The 16,330-nt window shown below is 59.0% G+C and carries 15 protein-coding genes; 13 read left to right on the top strand and 2 right to left on the bottom strand.

The genetic code is table 11. The features are described from left to right. Positions 1–7: 7 nt before the first annotated feature. The 13 genes from BV911_RS12245 (at position 8) to BV911_RS12185 (ending at position 13,827) form a co-directional block, all read left to right on the top strand. Positions 8–217, top strand: a complete 210-nt coding sequence (locus BV911_RS12245; protein ID WP_205963853.1) for a hypothetical protein — start codon at positions 8–10, stop codon at positions 215–217. 2 nt (positions 218–219) lie between these two features. Then, on the top strand, positions 220–720 hold the full coding sequence (locus BV911_RS12240) for a DUF3291 domain-containing protein (RefSeq protein ID WP_086053906.1): 501 nt from the start codon (positions 220–222) through the stop codon (positions 718–720). Positions 721–723: 3 nt separating this feature from the next. Continuing rightward, positions 724–2,745 (top strand): NADH-quinone oxidoreductase subunit NuoG, encoded by a 2,022-nt coding sequence (gene nuoG / locus BV911_RS12235; protein ID WP_086053905.1) that lies wholly within the window; start codon positions 724–726, stop codon positions 2,743–2,745. A gap of 156 nt (positions 2,746–2,901) precedes the next feature. Continuing rightward, positions 2,902–3,939 (top strand): NADH-quinone oxidoreductase subunit NuoH, encoded by a 1,038-nt coding sequence (gene nuoH, locus BV911_RS12230; protein WP_086053904.1) that lies wholly within the window; start codon positions 2,902–2,904, stop codon positions 3,937–3,939. Between the two features lies 1 nt (position 3,940). After that, entirely contained in the window at positions 3,941–4,435 is a 495-nt protein-coding gene (gene nuoI / locus BV911_RS12225; RefSeq protein ID WP_086053903.1) for an NADH-quinone oxidoreductase subunit NuoI, read from the top strand. Between the two features lie 61 nt (positions 4,436–4,496). Next, complete coding sequence (locus BV911_RS12220; protein WP_371588143.1) at positions 4,497–5,105, top strand: NADH-quinone oxidoreductase subunit J; 609 nt, start codon at positions 4,497–4,499, stop codon at positions 5,103–5,105. A gap of 71 nt (positions 5,106–5,176) precedes the next feature. After that, a complete protein-coding gene (nuoK, locus tag BV911_RS12215) occupies positions 5,177–5,482 on the top strand; it encodes an NADH-quinone oxidoreductase subunit NuoK (RefSeq protein ID WP_086053901.1) in 306 nt (101 codons plus the stop codon). 6 nt (positions 5,483–5,488) lie between these two features. Next, positions 5,489–7,606, top strand: coding sequence for an NADH-quinone oxidoreductase subunit L (gene nuoL / locus BV911_RS12210; RefSeq protein WP_086053900.1), 2,118 nt, complete (start codon positions 5,489–5,491; stop codon positions 7,604–7,606). Continuing rightward, complete coding sequence (locus tag BV911_RS12205; RefSeq protein WP_086053899.1) at positions 7,606–9,150, top strand: NADH-quinone oxidoreductase subunit M; 1,545 nt, start codon at positions 7,606–7,608, stop codon at positions 9,148–9,150. The genes nuoL and BV911_RS12205 overlap by 1 nt, the downstream gene beginning before the upstream one ends. 10 nt (positions 9,151–9,160) lie before the next feature. After that, a complete protein-coding gene (nuoN, locus tag BV911_RS12200) occupies positions 9,161–10,603 on the top strand; it encodes an NADH-quinone oxidoreductase subunit NuoN (RefSeq protein WP_086053898.1) in 1,443 nt (480 codons plus the stop codon). Next, positions 10,593–11,354 carry a biotin--[acetyl-CoA-carboxylase] ligase gene (locus BV911_RS12195; protein ID WP_086053942.1) on the top strand — a complete coding sequence of 254 codons (762 nt, stop codon included), beginning with the start codon at positions 10,593–10,595 and terminating at the stop codon, positions 11,352–11,354. Before nuoN ends, BV911_RS12195 begins: the two co-directional genes overlap by 11 nt. A gap of 26 nt (positions 11,355–11,380) precedes the next feature. Next, positions 11,381–12,160 carry a type III pantothenate kinase gene (locus BV911_RS12190; RefSeq protein ID WP_086053897.1) on the top strand — a complete coding sequence of 260 codons (780 nt, stop codon included), beginning with the start codon at positions 11,381–11,383 and terminating at the stop codon, positions 12,158–12,160. Then, complete coding sequence (locus BV911_RS12185; protein WP_086053896.1) at positions 12,157–13,827, top strand: ribonuclease J; 1,671 nt, start codon at positions 12,157–12,159, stop codon at positions 13,825–13,827. The genes BV911_RS12190 and BV911_RS12185 overlap by 4 nt, the downstream gene beginning before the upstream one ends. Positions 13,828–13,988: 161 nt before the next feature. Here BV911_RS12185 and BV911_RS12180 read toward each other — a convergent pair whose 3' ends face one another. Both BV911_RS12180 and BV911_RS12175 read right to left on the bottom strand, forming a co-directional pair. Next, the gene (locus BV911_RS12180; protein ID WP_086053895.1) at positions 13,989–15,452 is read right to left on the bottom strand and encodes a DEAD/DEAH box helicase; all 1,464 of its coding nucleotides are present in this window, start codon (positions 15,450–15,452) and stop codon (positions 13,989–13,991) included. Between the two features lie 115 nt (positions 15,453–15,567). Next, the gene (locus BV911_RS12175; protein WP_086053894.1) at positions 15,568–16,305 is read right to left on the bottom strand and encodes a sulfotransferase family 2 domain-containing protein; all 738 of its coding nucleotides are present in this window, start codon (positions 16,303–16,305) and stop codon (positions 15,568–15,570) included. Positions 16,306–16,330: the final 25 nt, after the last annotated feature.

Raw genomic sequence — 16,330 nt, 5'->3', positions numbered from 1 at the left:
GAGAGGGGTGTTGGATATGATGCATATCGGCGTCCCTGCCTTGATTGTCGCGCTGTTGTATCTGGTGTTCCAACCGCTTTGCTTTTGGAAAATTTGCCAGAAGGCGGGGTATAACGGTGCGTGGGGCTTGCTTTCCGTTGTGCCGATTGGCGCAGTGGGTCTGCTTGGCTTTCTGGCATTTTCGGACTGGCCCCCCCGTGCGAAAGACGTGGCTTAGGGATGCAGCCTGCTGGCCATCATCTTGCGCAGCTGAATATCGGGCGGCTGATTGCGCCGACCGATGATCCGCGCGTTGCGGCCTTTATGGCGGCGCTTGATACGGTGAACGACATCGGCAAGCGCAGCTCGGGCTTTGTTTGGATGATGGAGGGATCGGGAGAGCCCGGCACCGGCAATACCAACACCAAGGTCGGCAATGACCCGCAGGCGGTGATGAACCTGACAGTCTGGACGGATGTGCCCAGTCTTGAAAGTTTCGTCTGGAATACAGTACACCGACAGGTCTACAACCGCCGGGCAGACTGGTTCGAGGGACTCGGTAAACCGCATTTCGTACTGTGGTGGGTGCCGGCCGGACATCACCCGTCCGTAGATGAGGCACTGGCCCGGCTGGACCATCTTGAGACACATGGAAACACGGATCACGCCTTTGGCTGGTCCCATTTGAACGACGCGCAGCTCTGGAAAACCCAGTCCTGCGCGCAAGTTGCAGCGGAGTAGCGAATGACCAATCTGCGCAAGATCATCATTGACGGCCACGAGGTCGAAGTCGATCCGGCAATGACGCTGATTCAGGCCTGTGAGCAGGTCGGGGTAGAAGTTCCGCGCTTCTGCTATCACGAACGACTGACCATCGCTGGCAACTGCCGGATGTGTCTGGTCGAAGTTGTCGGTGGCCCACCCAAGCCCGCCGCGTCCTGCGCGATGCAGGTCAAGGATTTGCGTCCCGGTCCGGAAGGCGCGCCGCCGGTGATCAAAACCAATTCGCCCATGGTCAAGAAGGCCCGTGAAGGCGTGATGGAATTCCTGCTAATCAACCACCCGCTGGATTGCCCGATCTGCGATCAGGGCGGCGAATGTGATCTTCAGGATCAGGCAATGGCCTATGGTGTGGATTTCAGCCGCTACCGCGAGCCTAAGCGCGCCTCTGAGGATCTGGATTTGGGTCCGTTGGTCGAAACCCACATGACGCGCTGCATTTCTTGCACCCGTTGCGTGCGCTTCACGACCGAAGTGGCCGGAATCAGCCAAATGGGCCAGACGGGTCGCGGCGAAGACGCCGAGATCACCAGCTATCTGGGGCAGACGCTCGACAGTAACTTGCAGGGCAACATCATTGATCTTTGCCCGGTGGGCGCTTTGGTCTCCAAACCCTATGCGTTCACGGCGCGGCCTTGGGAGTTGACCAAGACCGAAAGCATCGATGTCATGGATGCGCTGGGTGCGAACATCCGGATCGACACTAAAGGGCGCGAAGTCATGCGGTTTTTGCCGCGCAATCATGATGGCGTGAACGAAGAATGGCTGTCCGACAAATCCCGCTTCGTGTGGGACGGGTTGCGGCGGCAACGTTTGGACAAGCCCTATATTCGCGAAAACGGCAAATTGCGTCCGGCAAGCTGGGAGGAAGCCCTTGGCGCGGCCGCAGCAGTAATGGCGGGCAAGAAAGTGACGGGCTTGGTCGGCGATCTTGCGCCGGTTGAAGCGGCGTTCGCGTTGAAGCGGCTGATCGAAGGCTTGGGCGGGAAAGTCGAATGTCGGACCGATGGCAGCAAACTGCCCGCTGACAACCGCTCGGCCTATGTGGGCACGGCGACGATTGCAGATATCGACTCGGCTGAGATGATCCTACTGGTCGGCACCAACCCCCGCGAAGAAATGCCCGTTCTGAACGCCCGGATCCGCAAAGCGTGGCTGGCCGGGGCCGAAGTGGCCGTAATTGGCCAAGCCGGTGATCTGACTTACGACTATTTCCACGCCGGAACAGATCGTGCCGCGTTGGTTACCATGGCAGGTGAAACGGTTTCGGACGCGACCCGCGACAAGAATACCGTCGTGATCATCGGGCAGGGCGCCTTGACCGAAAGCGATGGCGAGGCGGTGCTGAGCCAAGCGATGCGCATGGCCGATGTGTCGAACTCTAAATTTATGGTGTTGCACACCGCTGCGTCCCGGGTCGGGGCGATGGACGCCGGATGTGTCACCGATGGTGGAATCACGGCAGCACTGGAGGGTGCTGAGGTGGTCTACAACCTTGGCGCGGACGAGATCGAGATCGCGGCAGGGCCTTTTGTGATCTATCAAGGCAGCCACGGCGACCGCGGCGCACATCGGGCCGACATCGTGTTTCCTTCGGCCGCATGGACTGAAGAGCAGGGCCTGTTTGTCAACACCGAAGGGCGTCCTCAGTTGGCGCTGCGCGGCAGCTTTCCCCCGGGCGAGGCCAAGGAAAATTGGGCGATCCTGCGGGCGCTGTCCCCGCGTCTGGGTAAAACCCTGCCATTCGACAATCTGGCACAATTGCGCACCGCGTTGATCAAGGCCGTGCCGCACCTGAAGAAAATCGACACGGTTCCGGCTAACGCTTGGACGCCATTGCCAGTGGCGGAGCCTGCCAAGGCCGACTTCCGTCTGGCGATCAGCGATCACTACCTGACCAATCCGATCTGTCGGGCGTCGACCTTGATGGCGGAACTTAGCGCCAATGCGCGGGCACGTGCCTCAACGGCGATGGCGGCGGAATGATGATGCAAAGCGAAGCCAGAATGCCGCGACATCTCCGCACAAGACCACCTGTGCCTGCTGGAATTGTGGCGGGACATGCTGTTTATCAGCGCTCAACGGGGGCCGCCGTGTCGCCCTTGCCTGTCGTTCACACGCAGTATCCGGAGGTAACCGCCAATGGCTGATTTCTTTGCCACCACTGCCGGGATTGCCGTGATCATCGTGGCGCAATGTCTGGCTGTGCTCGCTTTTGTCATGATCTCGCTGTTGTTTCTGGTCTATGGCGACCGCAAAATCTGGGCCGCGGTTCAGATGCGCCGGGGGCCAAACGTTGTTGGGCCTTGGGGCCTTCTACAGACGGTGGCTGACGCACTGAAATATGTCGTCAAGGAGATCGTCGTTCCTGCCGGGGCGGACAAAACGGTCTTCCTGATGGCGCCGATGACTTCATTCGTGCTGGCCATGGTCGCGTGGGCGGTGATCCCGTTCACGGACACATGGGTCCTTGCCGACATCAACGTCGCCATCCTTTATGTCTTCGCGATCTCGTCTCTTGAAGTGTATGGCGTGATTATGGGGGGCTGGGCGTCCAACTCGAAATACCCGTTCCTAGGCAGCTTGCGGTCTGCGGCGCAGATGATTTCCTATGAAGTCTCGATCGGGTTGATTATCGTTGGCGTCATTCTAACCACCGGGTCGTTGAATTTCGGCGATATCGTGCGGGCGCAAGATGGCAACCTTGGGTTTTTCAACTGGTACTGGCTGCCGCACTTCCCGATGGTCTTCCTGTTCTTCATCTCGGCCTTGGCCGAAACCAACCGGCCGCCGTTTGACCTTCCGGAAGCGGAAAGCGAACTGGTCGCTGGCTATCAGGTAGAGTATTCATCGACCCCGTTCCTGCTGTTCATGGCGGGCGAGTATATTGCGATCTTCTTGATGTGCGCCTTGATGACCCTGCTGTTCTTTGGCGGCTGGTTGTCCCCGATCCCGTTCCTGCCGGATGGGGCGCTTTGGATGGTTGCGAAGATGGCGTTCTTCTTCTTCATGTTCGCCATGGTGAAAGCCATCACACCACGCTACCGCTATGACCAACTGATGCGGATCGGCTGGAAGGTGTTTCTGCCGATGTCGTTGGGCTGGGTCGTCTTCGTGGCGTTCATGGCGAAATTTGAACTGTTCGGCGGCGCCTATGCCCGCTGGGTAGTAGGAGGCTGACATGACGGTTATGGACTGGACCCGAGCCGGGAAATATTTCCTGCTGGCGGATTTCGCGGTCGGGATGAAGCTGGGGCTGAAGTACTTCTTCGCTCCCAAGGCCACCCTGAACTATCCGCATGAGAAGGGGCCGCTTAGCCCTCGCTTTCGCGGCGAACATGCCCTGCGCCGTTATCCGAACGGCGAAGAACGCTGCATCGCGTGTAAGCTGTGCGAGGCGATCTGCCCGGCGCAGGCCATCACCATCGACGCCGAGCCACGGGAAGACGGCTCGCGCCGCACCACCCGCTATGACATTGACATGACCAAGTGCATCTATTGCGGGTTCTGCCAGGAGGCCTGTCCGGTGGATGCGATTGTCGAAGGCCCGAATTTCGAATTCGCGACGGAAACCCGCGAAGAACTCTTCTACGATAAGACCAAGCTTCTGGAAAACGGAGATCGCTGGGAAGCCGAGATTGCCCGCAACCTCGAGATCGATGCGCCGTACCGATGATCCGTGAAACCCATATGTCCGCCCAGCAGGTTTCGGACCGACAGGAGGCCAAAGCATGAGCGTGGTAACCCTTGCCTTTTATGCCTTTGCGATCTGCGTGATCGCGGGTGGCCTGTTTACGGTAATCTCCCGAAATCCGGTCCATTCGGTGCTTTGGTTGATCCTTGCCTTTCTGTCCTCGGCGGGATTGTTTGTTCTGCTCGGCGCCGAATTCGTCGCGATGTTGCTGATCATCGTCTATGTCGGCGCGGTAGCCGTGCTGTTCCTGTTCGTTGTCATGATGTTGGATGTCGATTTTGCCGAGCTTAAGGCGGAGATGGCAAAATACATTCCGCTGGCCCTGTTGATTGGGGTCGTCATTCTAATGCAGTTGACGCTGGCTCTTGGGGTTTGGGATTACTCGAACGACGCCCTTGCGGTTCGGGCCAACGTGACGCCGGATCCGGAAGTTGTGCACAACACGGCGGCGCTTGGGCTATTGATCTATGACAAGTACTTCCTGCTGTTCCAACTGGCTGGTTTGATCCTGCTTGTGGCCATGGTTGGCGCCATTCTTTTGACCCTGCGGCACCGTGCCGACGTCAAACGTCAGGATGTGTTGGCGCAGATGTACCGTGACCCGGCCAAGGCGATGGAACTGAAAGACGTGAAGTCGGGCCAAGGGCTATAAGATGCGCCGGTACACTTCTTCTGTACCGGCACAAGACGACGAAACGGGCTCAAGACCCGAAGGGACATGTGATGATCGGACTTGAACACTATCTGGCGGTGGCGGCCACGCTGTTCGTCATTGGCATTTTCGGCCTCTTTCTCAACCGAAAGAACGTCATCATCATTCTGATGTCGATCGAATTGATCCTGTTGGCGGTCAACATCAATCTGGTCGCCTTCTCAAGCTATCTCGGTGATCTGACCGGACAGATTTTCACGCTGTTCGTACTGACAGTCGCCGCCGCTGAGGCCGCGATTGGCCTTGCCATCCTCGTCTGCTTCTTCCGCAATCGCGGAACGATCGCGGTCGAGGACATCAACAACATGAAAGGCTGACCTGCGATGGAAACGATCATCCTGTTTTCGCCGCTGGTAGGCGCCCTGATCTGTGGCTTCGGCTGGAAGTTCATTGGCGAAAAGGCGGCCATGTGGACCGCGACCGGCCTGATGATTTACGTCTGCTTCCTTTCTTGGGTCGTGTTCCTTGGCTTTGACGGTGAGCTGTACAGCATCACGATTGCCCGCTGGATCGAAAGCGGCAGCTTGTCGACCAGCTGGGGCATCCGCGTGGATCGTCTCACGGCGATCATGCTGATTGTCGTGACCACTGTGTCCACGCTCGTCCACATCTACAGCTTTGGCTACATGGACCACGATCCGCAGTGGAAAGAGGGCGAAGTCTATAAGCCGCGCTTCTTTGCGTATCTGTCCTTCTTTACCTTCGCCATGCTGATGCTGGTGACCTCGGACAATCTGGTACAGATGTTCTTTGGCTGGGAAGGCGTGGGCGTTGCCTCGTATTTGCTGATCGGTTTCTATTACCGTAAGCCAACCGCCAATGCCGCCGCGATCAAGGCCTTCGTGGTCAACCGGGTCGGCGACTTCGGGTTTGCGTTGGGCATCTTTGCGCTGTTCTTCCTAACCGACAGCATCGACTTCAACGTGATCTTCGCATCTGCGCCTGAGATCGCCCAGACCGAGCTGACGTTCTTGTGGCGCGACTGGAACGCGGCCGAAGTGGTTGGCATCTTGCTGTTCATCGGTGCGATGGGGAAATCCGCTCAGTTGTTCTTGCACACTTGGTTGCCGGACGCGATGGAAGGTCCGACCCCAGTGTCGGCCCTGATCCACGCGGCAACCATGGTCACCGCCGGTGTCTTCATGATGTGCCGGATGTCGCCCTTGATGGAATTTGCGCCGAACGCGCTGACCTTCGTCACCTTTATCGGCGCCTCGACCGCATTCTTTGCCGCGACGGTGGGTTTGGTGCAGAACGACATCAAGCGCGTGATTGCGTATTCGACCTGTTCGCAGTTGGGCTATATGTTCGTGGCCGTTGGGGTTGGCGCTTATGGCGTCGCCATGTTCCACTTGTTGACCCACGCATTCTTCAAAGCGCTGCTATTCCTCGGGGCAGGGTCGGTCATTCATGCGATGCATCACGAACAGGACATGCGGAACTATGGTGGCTTGCGCGGCAAGATTCCCGCAACCTTCTGGGCGATGATGATCGGTACACTGGCGATCACGGGGGTTGGCATTCCGCTGACGGGGATCGGGTTCGCCGGCTTCCTGTCGAAGGATGCAATCATTGAATCCGCCTTTGCCGGGACCAATTCCATGGCTGGTTACGGGTTCTGGATGCTGGTCATCGCGGCTGCGTTTACCTCGTTCTACAGCTGGCGCCTGATCTTCCTGACATTCTATGGAACGCCGCGCGGGGACAAGCACACCCATGAGCATGCGCATGAAAGCCCAAGGATCATGTTGATCCCGTTGGCGGTGTTGTCGCTGGGGGCGATCTTCTCGGGGATGCTGTGGTACGGGTCGTTCTTCGGTGACCATGACGAAATGACCACGTTCTTCGGTATTCCGCATCACGTCGAAGCCGAGCAGGGCGCCCATGGCGATGCCACCGCTAACCATGACGCTCCGGCGACGGATGAGGCAGGTCATGACGCGGTTGCGACCCATGTTGGGTCTGCGGCAGAGCCCACCAGCCTTCAGCCGATCGGTGCCATCTATATGGGACCGGATAACCACGTGATCGACGATGCGCACCATGCCCCGATTTGGGTGAAGGTGTCACCGTTCGTGGCGATGTTGCTAGGGTTCGGCTTGGCATGGACGATGTACATTCGTCGGCCCGACCTTCCCAAAAAGGTCGCCGATGCGAACTGGCCGCTTTACCAGTTTCTGCTGAACAAATGGTACTTTGATGAAATCTACGATTTCCTCTTTGTCCGTCCAGCGCGCGGGATTGGCCGACTTTTGTGGAAGTACGGCGATGGCGCAACCATCGATGGCGGCATTAACGGCTTGGCCATGGGGATCATTCCGTTCTTCACGCGTCTCGCCGGGCGGGTCCAGTCGGGCTACCTCTTTCACTATGCGTTCGCGATGGTCCTGGGCATCGCTGTATTGATCACCCTGATGACCCTCACCGGGGGAAGCGAGTAATGAACAACCTTCTGTCCATTGTCACCTTCTTGCCTGCGGTTGCGGCGCTCATTCTGGCGTTGTTCCTGCGTGGCGAGGACGAGGATGCCAAGCGCAACGCGCGTTGGGTCGCGCTGGCCGCCACGGTCCTGACCTTTTTCCTGTCAATCTTCATTCTGACAGGGTTCGAACCGTCCAATACCGGTTTCCAGTTCGTCGAAGAACATGACTGGCTGCTAGGGCTGAAGTACAAGATGGGTGTCGATGGCATCTCGGTGCTGTTCGTCCTGCTGACGACCTTCCTGATGCCGATCACCATTGCGGCGTGCTGGACGGTTGAAACCCGGGTCAAGGAATACATGATCGCGTTCCTGATGCTGGAAACGCTGATGCTGGGCGTGTTCTGTGCGCTGGACCTCGTGCTGTTTTACCTCTTCTTCGAGGCGGGCCTGATCCCGATGTTCTTGATCATCGGCATCTGGGGCGGGGCGAACCGCATCTATGCCAGCTTCAAATTCTTCCTCTACACCTTCCTTGGGTCGGTCCTGATGCTGGTCGCCATTGTGGCCATGATCAGCGATGCCGGGACGGCCGATATTCCGACCCTTTTGAACCATCAGTTCGGGACTGAAAGCTTCAACCTTCTTGGGTTCCACGTGGTAGGCGGGTTGCAAACCATGCTGTGGCTGGCCTTCTTCGCGAGTTTCGCAGTGAAGATGCCGATGTGGCCGGTGCATACGTGGTTGCCGGACGCGCACGTTCAGGCCCCAACGGCCGGGTCCGTGGTGCTGGCGGCTATTTTGCTGAAGATGGGCGGCTACGGGTTCTTGCGGTTCAGTCTGCCGATGTTCCCGGTTGCGTCCGATATCATGGCGCCCTTCGTCCTGTGGCTGTCGGCCATCGCGATTGTCTACACCTCGCTGGTGGCGCTGGTGCAGACGGATATGAAAAAGCTGATTGCGTATTCGTCAGTTGCCCATATGGGCTATGTCACCGCCGGTATCTTTTCCGCCAATCAACAAGGCGTCGACGGGGCGATCTTCCAGATGATCAGCCACGGCTTCATCTCTGGCGCGCTGTTCCTGTGTGTCGGTGTGATCTACGACCGCATTCACACCCGTGAGATCGACGCCTATGGCGGTCTGGTCAATCGGATGCCTGCCTATGCGATGATCTTCTTGCTGTTCACGATGGCCAATGTCGGTCTGCCGGGGACCAGCGGGTTTGTGGGCGAGTTCCTGACCCTGATGGGGATGTTCCAAGCCAATACCTGGGTCGCGGCAGTGGCCACCTCTGGGGTGATCTTCTCGGCGGCCTATGCGCTTTGGCTTTATCGCCGGGTGGTGATGGGCGAATTGCTGAAGGAAAGCCTGAAATCAATCACGGACATGTCCCGCCGGGAACGCGCGATCTTTGCGCCGCTGGTGTTTATGACGCTGTTGCTTGGCGTCTATCCTAGCTTGGTGACGGATGTGATCGGGCCATCGGTCGAGGCGCTTGTGTCCGGCTATGAAACTGCGGTTCTGGATGCGACGCCTGCATCTCAGATCGCAGCGCAACATTAAGGGTGGCGATATGACCTCTGCTGATTTTTCTGCCATCCTGCCGGAAGTCCTGCTTTCGCTGTTCGCAATGGCCGGGCTGATTTTTGGCGCCTTCGCGGGCAAGGACAAGGTTGCACCGCACCTGCTTTGGGCGACGGCCGTGGTCCTGATCCTTGTGGCGGCATCCGTTGGATATAACGGTGGCGGCAACCGGGTGGCCTTTGGCGGCTTGTTCTACGAAGATGCGTTCTCGCGCTTTGCCAAGGTGGCGATCCTGCTGTCGGCGGCGGCCATCCTGCTGATGAGCGAAACCTATATGCAGCGCCGCGATTTGCTGCGGTTCGAATACCCGATTCTGATCACCTTGTCGGTGGTGGGCATGATGGTCATGGTTTCGGCCGGGAACCTGATGTCGCTCTATATGGGGTTGGAGCTTCAGTCCTTGGCGCTTTACGTCGTGGCGTCGTTGCGGCGCGACAGCGTGAAAAGCACCGAAGCTGGGATGAAGTACTTCGTGCTTGGGGCGCTAAGCTCTGGCTTGTTGCTGTACGGCGCGTCGCTGACCTACGGCTTCGCGGGCACCACCGACTTTGCCGGCATTCTTACGGCGGCGACGGAAACGACGGCTCCGCTTGGGCTGTTGTTCGGTCTGGTCTTCTTGATCTCCGGTCTTGCATTCAAGGTCTCGGCTGTGCCGTTCCACATGTGGACCCCCGACGTGTACGAGGGCTCGCCAACCCCGGTTACCGCCTTCTTCGCGACGGCCCCGAAAGTGGCAGCAATGGCATTGTTTGCGCGGGTCATGCATGACGCCTTCGGACATATGACCTCGGACTGGCAGCAAGTGATTGCGCTGCTCAGTGTTGCGTCAATGTTCCTTGGCTCGATCGCGGCAATCGGACAGACCAATATCAAGCGCCTGATGGCCTATTCGTCGATCGCCCATATGGGGTTTGCCTTGATGGGCTTGGCCTCGGGTACGGCGTTCGGGGTGCAGGCGATGCTGATTTACATGGCCATCTATGTGACCATGAACGTCGGGACCTTTGCCTTCATTCTGTCGATGGAACGTGATGGTCAGCCGGTCACAGATATCCGGTCGCTCAACATGTATTCGCGCCGCGATCCCTTGCGGGCTTTGGCGATGTTGGTGCTGTTGTTCAGCTTGGCAGGCGTGCCGCCCTTGGTTGGCTTTTTCGGCAAGTATTACGTGCTGACCGCGGCCTATCAGGGTGGCTTGGCGTGGCTGGCAGTGGCCGGTGTGATCGCATCTGTGATCGGCGCGTTCTATTACCTGCGGGTGGTGTACTACATGTACTTCGGTGAGCCTGTTGATCAGCCGCTGGATGTTGGCCGCTCGCCGGTTCTGTGGGGCTTCTTGATGGTCTCGGCAGCCGCCATGGTGGTGGGTGTTGTGAACCTGTTCGGGATTGAGGCACTTGCGGCTGCTGCGGCGGCAACACTTGTCCAGTAAGACACCGGCCTGGCCCGACGGCGTAGGCCGCCGGGTGCTTGCCGAGGTTGACAGCACCAATGCCGAAGCCGCGCGGATCGGTGCCGATCTTGCTGGCCCGACTTGGATACTGGCCTTGCGTCAAACTGCCGGGAAGGGACGCCGCGGACGACCGTGGGCGGATCCCGTTGGCAATTTCGCAGCCACCTATATCTCACGCCCGACCACCGGCCCAGAGGGGGCCGCTTTGCGGTCTTTCGTGGCGGCGTTGGCTCTGGCCGATGCGGTGTCTGATCTTTCGGGCCGCGCCGATGCCATCACCCTGAAGTGGCCGAACGATGTCTTGATGAACGGCCAGAAGCTGGCCGGGATCCTGCTGGAATATGTCGGGGCAGCGGGACACAATGGTCTGCTCTCTATCGGTATTGGCGTGAACCTGATAAACAGCCCGGATGTCACCGGTCTGGAAAACACGGCGTTTCGTCCGACTTCGGTGTTGGATGCGGCAGGGGTGCAGATTGATCCTGAAACGTTGCTGGACCACTTGGCACCTGCCTTTGCCCGCTGGGAGGCCCAGCTTGATACTTTTGGCTTCGATCCGATCCGAACTGCCTTTTTGGCGCGTGCTGCACGGCTGGGTGAGGTCATCACTGCGCGCACCGGCCGCGAAGAATTGACGGGTACGTTTGAAAGCATCGATCAAACTGGTGCGCTCGTGCTAGTGACGGCCTCGGGTCGAATTTCTGTACCTGCTGCCGATATTTTCTTCTGATCCGTATCGTTGACGGGGGATATTCAATGCTGCTGGCAATCGATTGTGGGAACACAAACACCGTATTTTCGATCTGGGACGGGACCAGGTTCTTGGCGACGTGGCGCGCCTCGACGGATCAAAGCCGTACGGCGGATCAGTATTACGTCTGGCTGAGCGCGTTGATCGCGGCTGAGGGGCTGGATGTGGCGATTGACGAGGTTATCCTGTCGTCGACCGTTCCGCGCGTGGTGTTCAACTTGCGCGTTTTGGCCAACCGGTATTTCGATTGCCGGCCGCTGGTGGTGGGCAAGCCGGAATGTTTGCTGCCGATTGCGCCGCGTGTCGATCCCGGAACGCAAGTCGGGCCAGACCGGTTGGTGAACTCGGCTGCCGGTTTCGATCTGTTTGGCGGGGATCTGGTGGTGGTTGATTTCGGCACCGCGACAACATTTGATGTGGTCGATCGCGATGGCGCTTACGTTGGCGGGGTGATTGCGCCGGGTGTGAACCTGAGCCTTGAGGCCCTGCATCTGGCCGCAGCGGCCTTGCCTCACGTGGATATCACCACGCCGGACCACGTTATTGGCCGAAATACCGTTGACTGCATGCAGTCCGGGGTGTTTTGGGGGTATGTCGGTCTGGTTAAGGAAATTACCTCCCGGATCCGGGTTGAATTCGGACGACCTATGAAGGTGATCGGAACCGGTGGGCTCGCTCCCTTGTTTCAACAAGGGGCTGTCCTGTTCGACGCGTTTGAAGAAGGTCTCACAATGCACGGGTTGACCGTGATTCATAAATACAACAAGGAAGCGAACCCCTCATGAGTGCTGCCCGATTGATCTACTTGCCCCTGGGAGGGGCGGGCGAGATCGGAATGAATTGTTATGTTTACGGGTATGGTCCCGAGAACAAGGAACGTTACATCCTTGTCGATCTTGGCGTGGCCTTCCCGGACATGGACAGCTCGCCGGGAGTTGACCTGATATTCGCCGATATCGCCTGGCTGGAAGAGCGTGCGGACCGTCTGGACGCCATCTTCATTACCCATGCCCACGAAGACCATGTTGGGGCTGTTGGCCACCTCTGGTCGCGTCTGAAGGCCCCGGTCTATGCCCGCCGCTTCACCGCCAACATCGCTCGGCGCAAGATGGAAGAGCAGGGCAACGATCAGGACGAGGTCCATACGGTTGAAGCATGGCCTGAAACTGTCTCGGCGGGCCCGTTCAAGGTCGGCTTCTTGCCGATGTCTCACTCCATCCCGGAATCCTCGGCGTTGGTCATCGACACGCCAGCGGGCCGGATCGTGCATACCGGGGATTTCAAGCTCGACAAGACCCCGTTGGTCGGCGAACCGTTCGTTCCCGAGGCGTGGTCCGAAGTGTCCAAGGACGGCGTTCTAGCGCTGGTTTGTGACAGCACGAACGTGTTCAATCCCAATGCGGGACGGTCCGAGGTTGTTGTTGGTCCGGCGATCGAATCCTTGGTCAAAGGGGCAGGCGGCATGGTCGTGGCGACGACCTTCGCGTCCAATATCGCCCGGGTCCGCACCTTGGCCGAAGCCGGTCGGGCTGCTGGCCGGTCGGTGGTCTTGCTGGGCCGTGCTATGCGTCGGATGGTGACAGTGGCGGCGGAAACCGGCATCATGTCCGACTTCCCCCATACCATCCCGCCCGAAGAGGCCAGTCAGATCCCGCGCGAGAACCTGATGTTGATTGTAACTGGGTCGCAAGGCGAGCGTCGGGCGGCATCGGCGCAATTGGCGCGTGGTAAGTTCCTTGGACTTAGCATGAAAGAGGGCGACCTCTTCCTCTTCTCGTCCAAGACTATTCCGGGCAACGAACGCGGCGTGGCGAAGATCATGAATGCGTTCAGCGAGATGGGCGTCAACGTGGTCGACGACAGTGGCGGCTTGTATCACGTCTCTGGTCACGCGAACCGGCCCGACCTGCAAGAGATTCACAACCTTGTCAAACCGCAGGTCGTGATTCCGATGCATGGCGAACACCGGCATCTGCGCGAACATGTAGGCTTGGCTGCGGAGACCGGATTGGCTGGTGTGCTGGCGCCGAACGGCACCATGGTCGAACTGACCGGCAATGCGCCGAAGGTCGTCGGATACGTGGAAACTGGGCGGACCTATCTGGATGGCACCGTGCAAATCGGTGCGATGGACGGGGTTGTGCGCGACCGGATCCGCATGGCGTTGAACGGCCACGTCACCGTCACCCTCATTATCGATGAGAATGACGAACCGCTGGGCGAGGCATGGTGCGAAATCCTTGGACTGCCGGAAACGGGACGGTCGCGGACACCGCTAAGCGAGGTGCTTGAAGCCGAACTGGAACAGTTTCTCGGTCGAGCCGATGACAGCCTTCTGGCCGATGATGGCAAGCTGAGCGAAGCGTTGCGGCGCAACGTGCGCAACGCTGCCAACAGCGAAATTGGCCGGAAGCCGGAAGTCACCGTCGTCGTCAGCCGTCTGGCGCAGTAAACGCAAATCAATGCCGGGGGCGGTGGCCTTCGGCATTTGACAGGACGACATCGCGCGAAACGCGCCATGGAAATAAAAAACGCCCGGCGACCTGAGAGGTCGCCGGGCGTTTTTTAGTGTGGCGTCGCGGTGTCTTGCGGCCGCGAGGCGGTCGGGCCAGCTTAGCTGACCCGGCGCTCTTCAAAGCTGAGCGCGATAAAGCTGGGCAGGTGATCGCCCATGCCAACCACGGGATCATTTCTTCGGCCGCGGTCTTGTTCTTGACGGGCCTTGCCACGCGGCGCGCGCTCGGGCCGGGTGCGGGGCTTGGCCTCTTCAGGCTTTGCTTGCGGTTCTGCGACCGGCGCGGCTTCGACGACGGCGTCTGCTTCCACGGGCTTGGCAGTCCGGGTGCGGCTGGCAGAGGTCCGGCGGCGGCTTGGCTTTTTCTCGGGCGCATCAGCGGCCGGGGCGGGCGCTGCAGCGACCGCGGCTACTGCAAGCGGGTTTTCAGCGCGCGGGATCGTGGAACTGATCAGGGTTTCAATGGCGGTCAGATTCTTTTCGTCTGACGGCGTGCTGATCATCAGTGCCGTTCCGGCGCGTCCGGCGCGGCCCGTGCGGCCAATCCGGTGGACATAGTCTTCCGCATGGCTGGGAACGTCGTAGTTAAACACATGGCTCACATTGGGGATGTCCAAGCCACGAGCTGCCACATCCGATGCGCAGAGGAACCGAAGGTTGCCATCACGGAAGCCTTGCAGCACTTCGGTACGCTTGGACTGTTCGAGATCACCGTGGATCGGGGCCGCATCGTAGCCGTGCGTTTTCAGGCTTTTGGCCACGATATCCACGTCGGTCTTGCGGTTGCAGAACACGATCGCATTGGTGCAAGCGGCACCTTCGGCTTCGATCATCGCGCGCAGAACGTTGCGTTTTTCTTGGGACTGACGGTCTTTGCGACTTGCGGTGAATTCCACCACGCTTTGAACAATGGTCTCGGACGCCGAGGATTGCCGTGCAACCTCGACCCGGGCCGGATTGGACAAGAAAGTGTTGGTGATCCGTTCGATCTCAGGGGCCATGGTGGCCGAGAAGAACAGGGTCTGGCGGGTGAACGGCGTCAGCGAAAAGATTTTCTCGATGTCAGGGATGAATCCCATATCGAGCATCCGGTCCGCTTCGTCGACGACCATGATCTGCACCCCGGTTAACAGCAGCTTGCCGCGCTCGAAGTGATCCAGCAGCCGTCCCGGCGTTGCGATCAGAACGTCGACGCCGCGATCAATGAGCATGTCTTGCTCTTTGAACGACACGCCGCCGATGAGCAGCGCCTTGGTCAGCTTCAGGTGGGTGGAGTATTTATCGAAATTCTCGGCGACCTGGGCTGCCAGCTCTCTCGTGGGGGCCAGTACAAGGCTGCGCGGCATCCGCGCCCGGGCCCGGCCACGCGCCAGCATGGAGATCATCGGCAGCACGAAGGCGGCAGTTTTGCCAGTCCCTGTCTGGGCGATTCCCAGTACATCGCGGCCTTCCAATGCGGGCGGGATCGCACCAGCCTGAATCGGCGTCGGCGTCTCATAGCCCGTATCGGTGATTGCTTTCAGGACCTTGGGCCCCAGCTTGAGGTCGGAAAATTTCGTCATATAGTCCCATCTCGGCAAGATCGGCCTGCCGGTTGTGTAGGGACGCAAATTTGACGTCCCGCGTGCATCGCACTTTATGTGCTGGGCATCCCTTTAACGGATTGGTCTGAAAAGGTCAAACAGCCTCGGCGTTTGTTGCGTGTCTCTGGGTGGAATATCCAAACGTCTCGAGATCGTTGCGATAGATTGCCGTAATCAGCTTGGTTTCTTGTGGGGTGAAGGCGGTGCTGTAGTCGGCACGGCTGGTGTTCAGATGTGGCAAGGGGGCAGGATTCGGGCCGCCATTTGCCGTAATTCGCCGGGATATTTCCGGCCAATCGGTGTTCAGGGTCTCAAAATGGAACACACTGAGTCGCCCCGTCGCCAGCGCCCGTTGCGACAGCATGGATTGCGGCATGAAGTGGTCGTTCAACAGCCGTGGCGGCCAGCCGCGCAGCGCACTGAGCAAGGTGGCGTGGCTGTCATCGGGTTGAAGGCCCATCCGCCGAAGCGATCGCTGATTCTCGACCCGTTTTCGCAGGACTTTGTCGGTCCATGCGCTGAGGGACCGGTCGAACGGGTCGCGAACGATGGTAAATATAAACCAGTCATCCTCCGCCAATTTCAACGCTTCGCTTAGGGGCAGGGTTGGAATGCGGCGATCCCGGTGAACGTCGATCTTCGGGTCCGCCTCCAGCCCCAATGTTGGGTAAAGCGCCCGCTTGACCGATGAATTCGCCGCCTTGGGGATCGGGATGTAAAGCGTCCGCGCCTGCGCTAGGACCACGGTCTTGGTATCGCTCAGATCGGCACCATCAATCCAAGCTTTCTTCCAGTCTATCAACCGGTTGAATTGGTATTTGCCGTGCTGCATGGGCGGTCCTGTTCGGGGTCTGGTC

Source organism: Pseudoruegeria sp. SK021, assembly GCF_002119405.1.
Classification (GTDB): Bacteria; Pseudomonadota; Alphaproteobacteria; order Rhodobacterales; family Rhodobacteraceae; genus Meridianimarinicoccus.
Note: the sequence above shows the minus strand (reverse complement) of the source record. Positions and strands in the feature narration are given on the sequence as shown.

Coding starts and splice junctions, on each gene's coding strand:
- BV911_RS12240 (WP_086053906.1), top strand. CDS start 220: ATGCAGCCTGCTGGCCATCATCTTGCGCAGCTGAATATCGGGCGGCTG.
- nuoG (WP_086053905.1), top strand. CDS start 724: ATGACCAATCTGCGCAAGATCATCATTGACGGCCACGAGGTCGAAGTC.
- nuoH (WP_086053904.1), top strand. CDS start 2,902: ATGGCTGATTTCTTTGCCACCACTGCCGGGATTGCCGTGATCATCGTG.
- nuoI (WP_086053903.1), top strand. CDS start 3,941: ATGACGGTTATGGACTGGACCCGAGCCGGGAAATATTTCCTGCTGGCG.
- nuoK (WP_086053901.1), top strand. CDS start 5,177: ATGATCGGACTTGAACACTATCTGGCGGTGGCGGCCACGCTGTTCGTC.
- nuoL (WP_086053900.1), top strand. CDS start 5,489: ATGGAAACGATCATCCTGTTTTCGCCGCTGGTAGGCGCCCTGATCTGT.
- BV911_RS12205 (WP_086053899.1), top strand. CDS start 7,606: ATGAACAACCTTCTGTCCATTGTCACCTTCTTGCCTGCGGTTGCGGCG.
- nuoN (WP_086053898.1), top strand. CDS start 9,161: ATGACCTCTGCTGATTTTTCTGCCATCCTGCCGGAAGTCCTGCTTTCG.
- BV911_RS12190 (WP_086053897.1), top strand. CDS start 11,381: ATGCTGCTGGCAATCGATTGTGGGAACACAAACACCGTATTTTCGATC.
- BV911_RS12185 (WP_086053896.1), top strand. CDS start 12,157: ATGAGTGCTGCCCGATTGATCTACTTGCCCCTGGGAGGGGCGGGCGAG.
- BV911_RS12180 (WP_086053895.1), bottom strand. CDS start 15,452: ATGACGAAATTTTCCGACCTCAAGCTGGGGCCCAAGGTCCTGAAAGCA.
- BV911_RS12175 (WP_086053894.1), bottom strand. CDS start 16,305: ATGCAGCACGGCAAATACCAATTCAACCGGTTGATAGACTGGAAGAAA.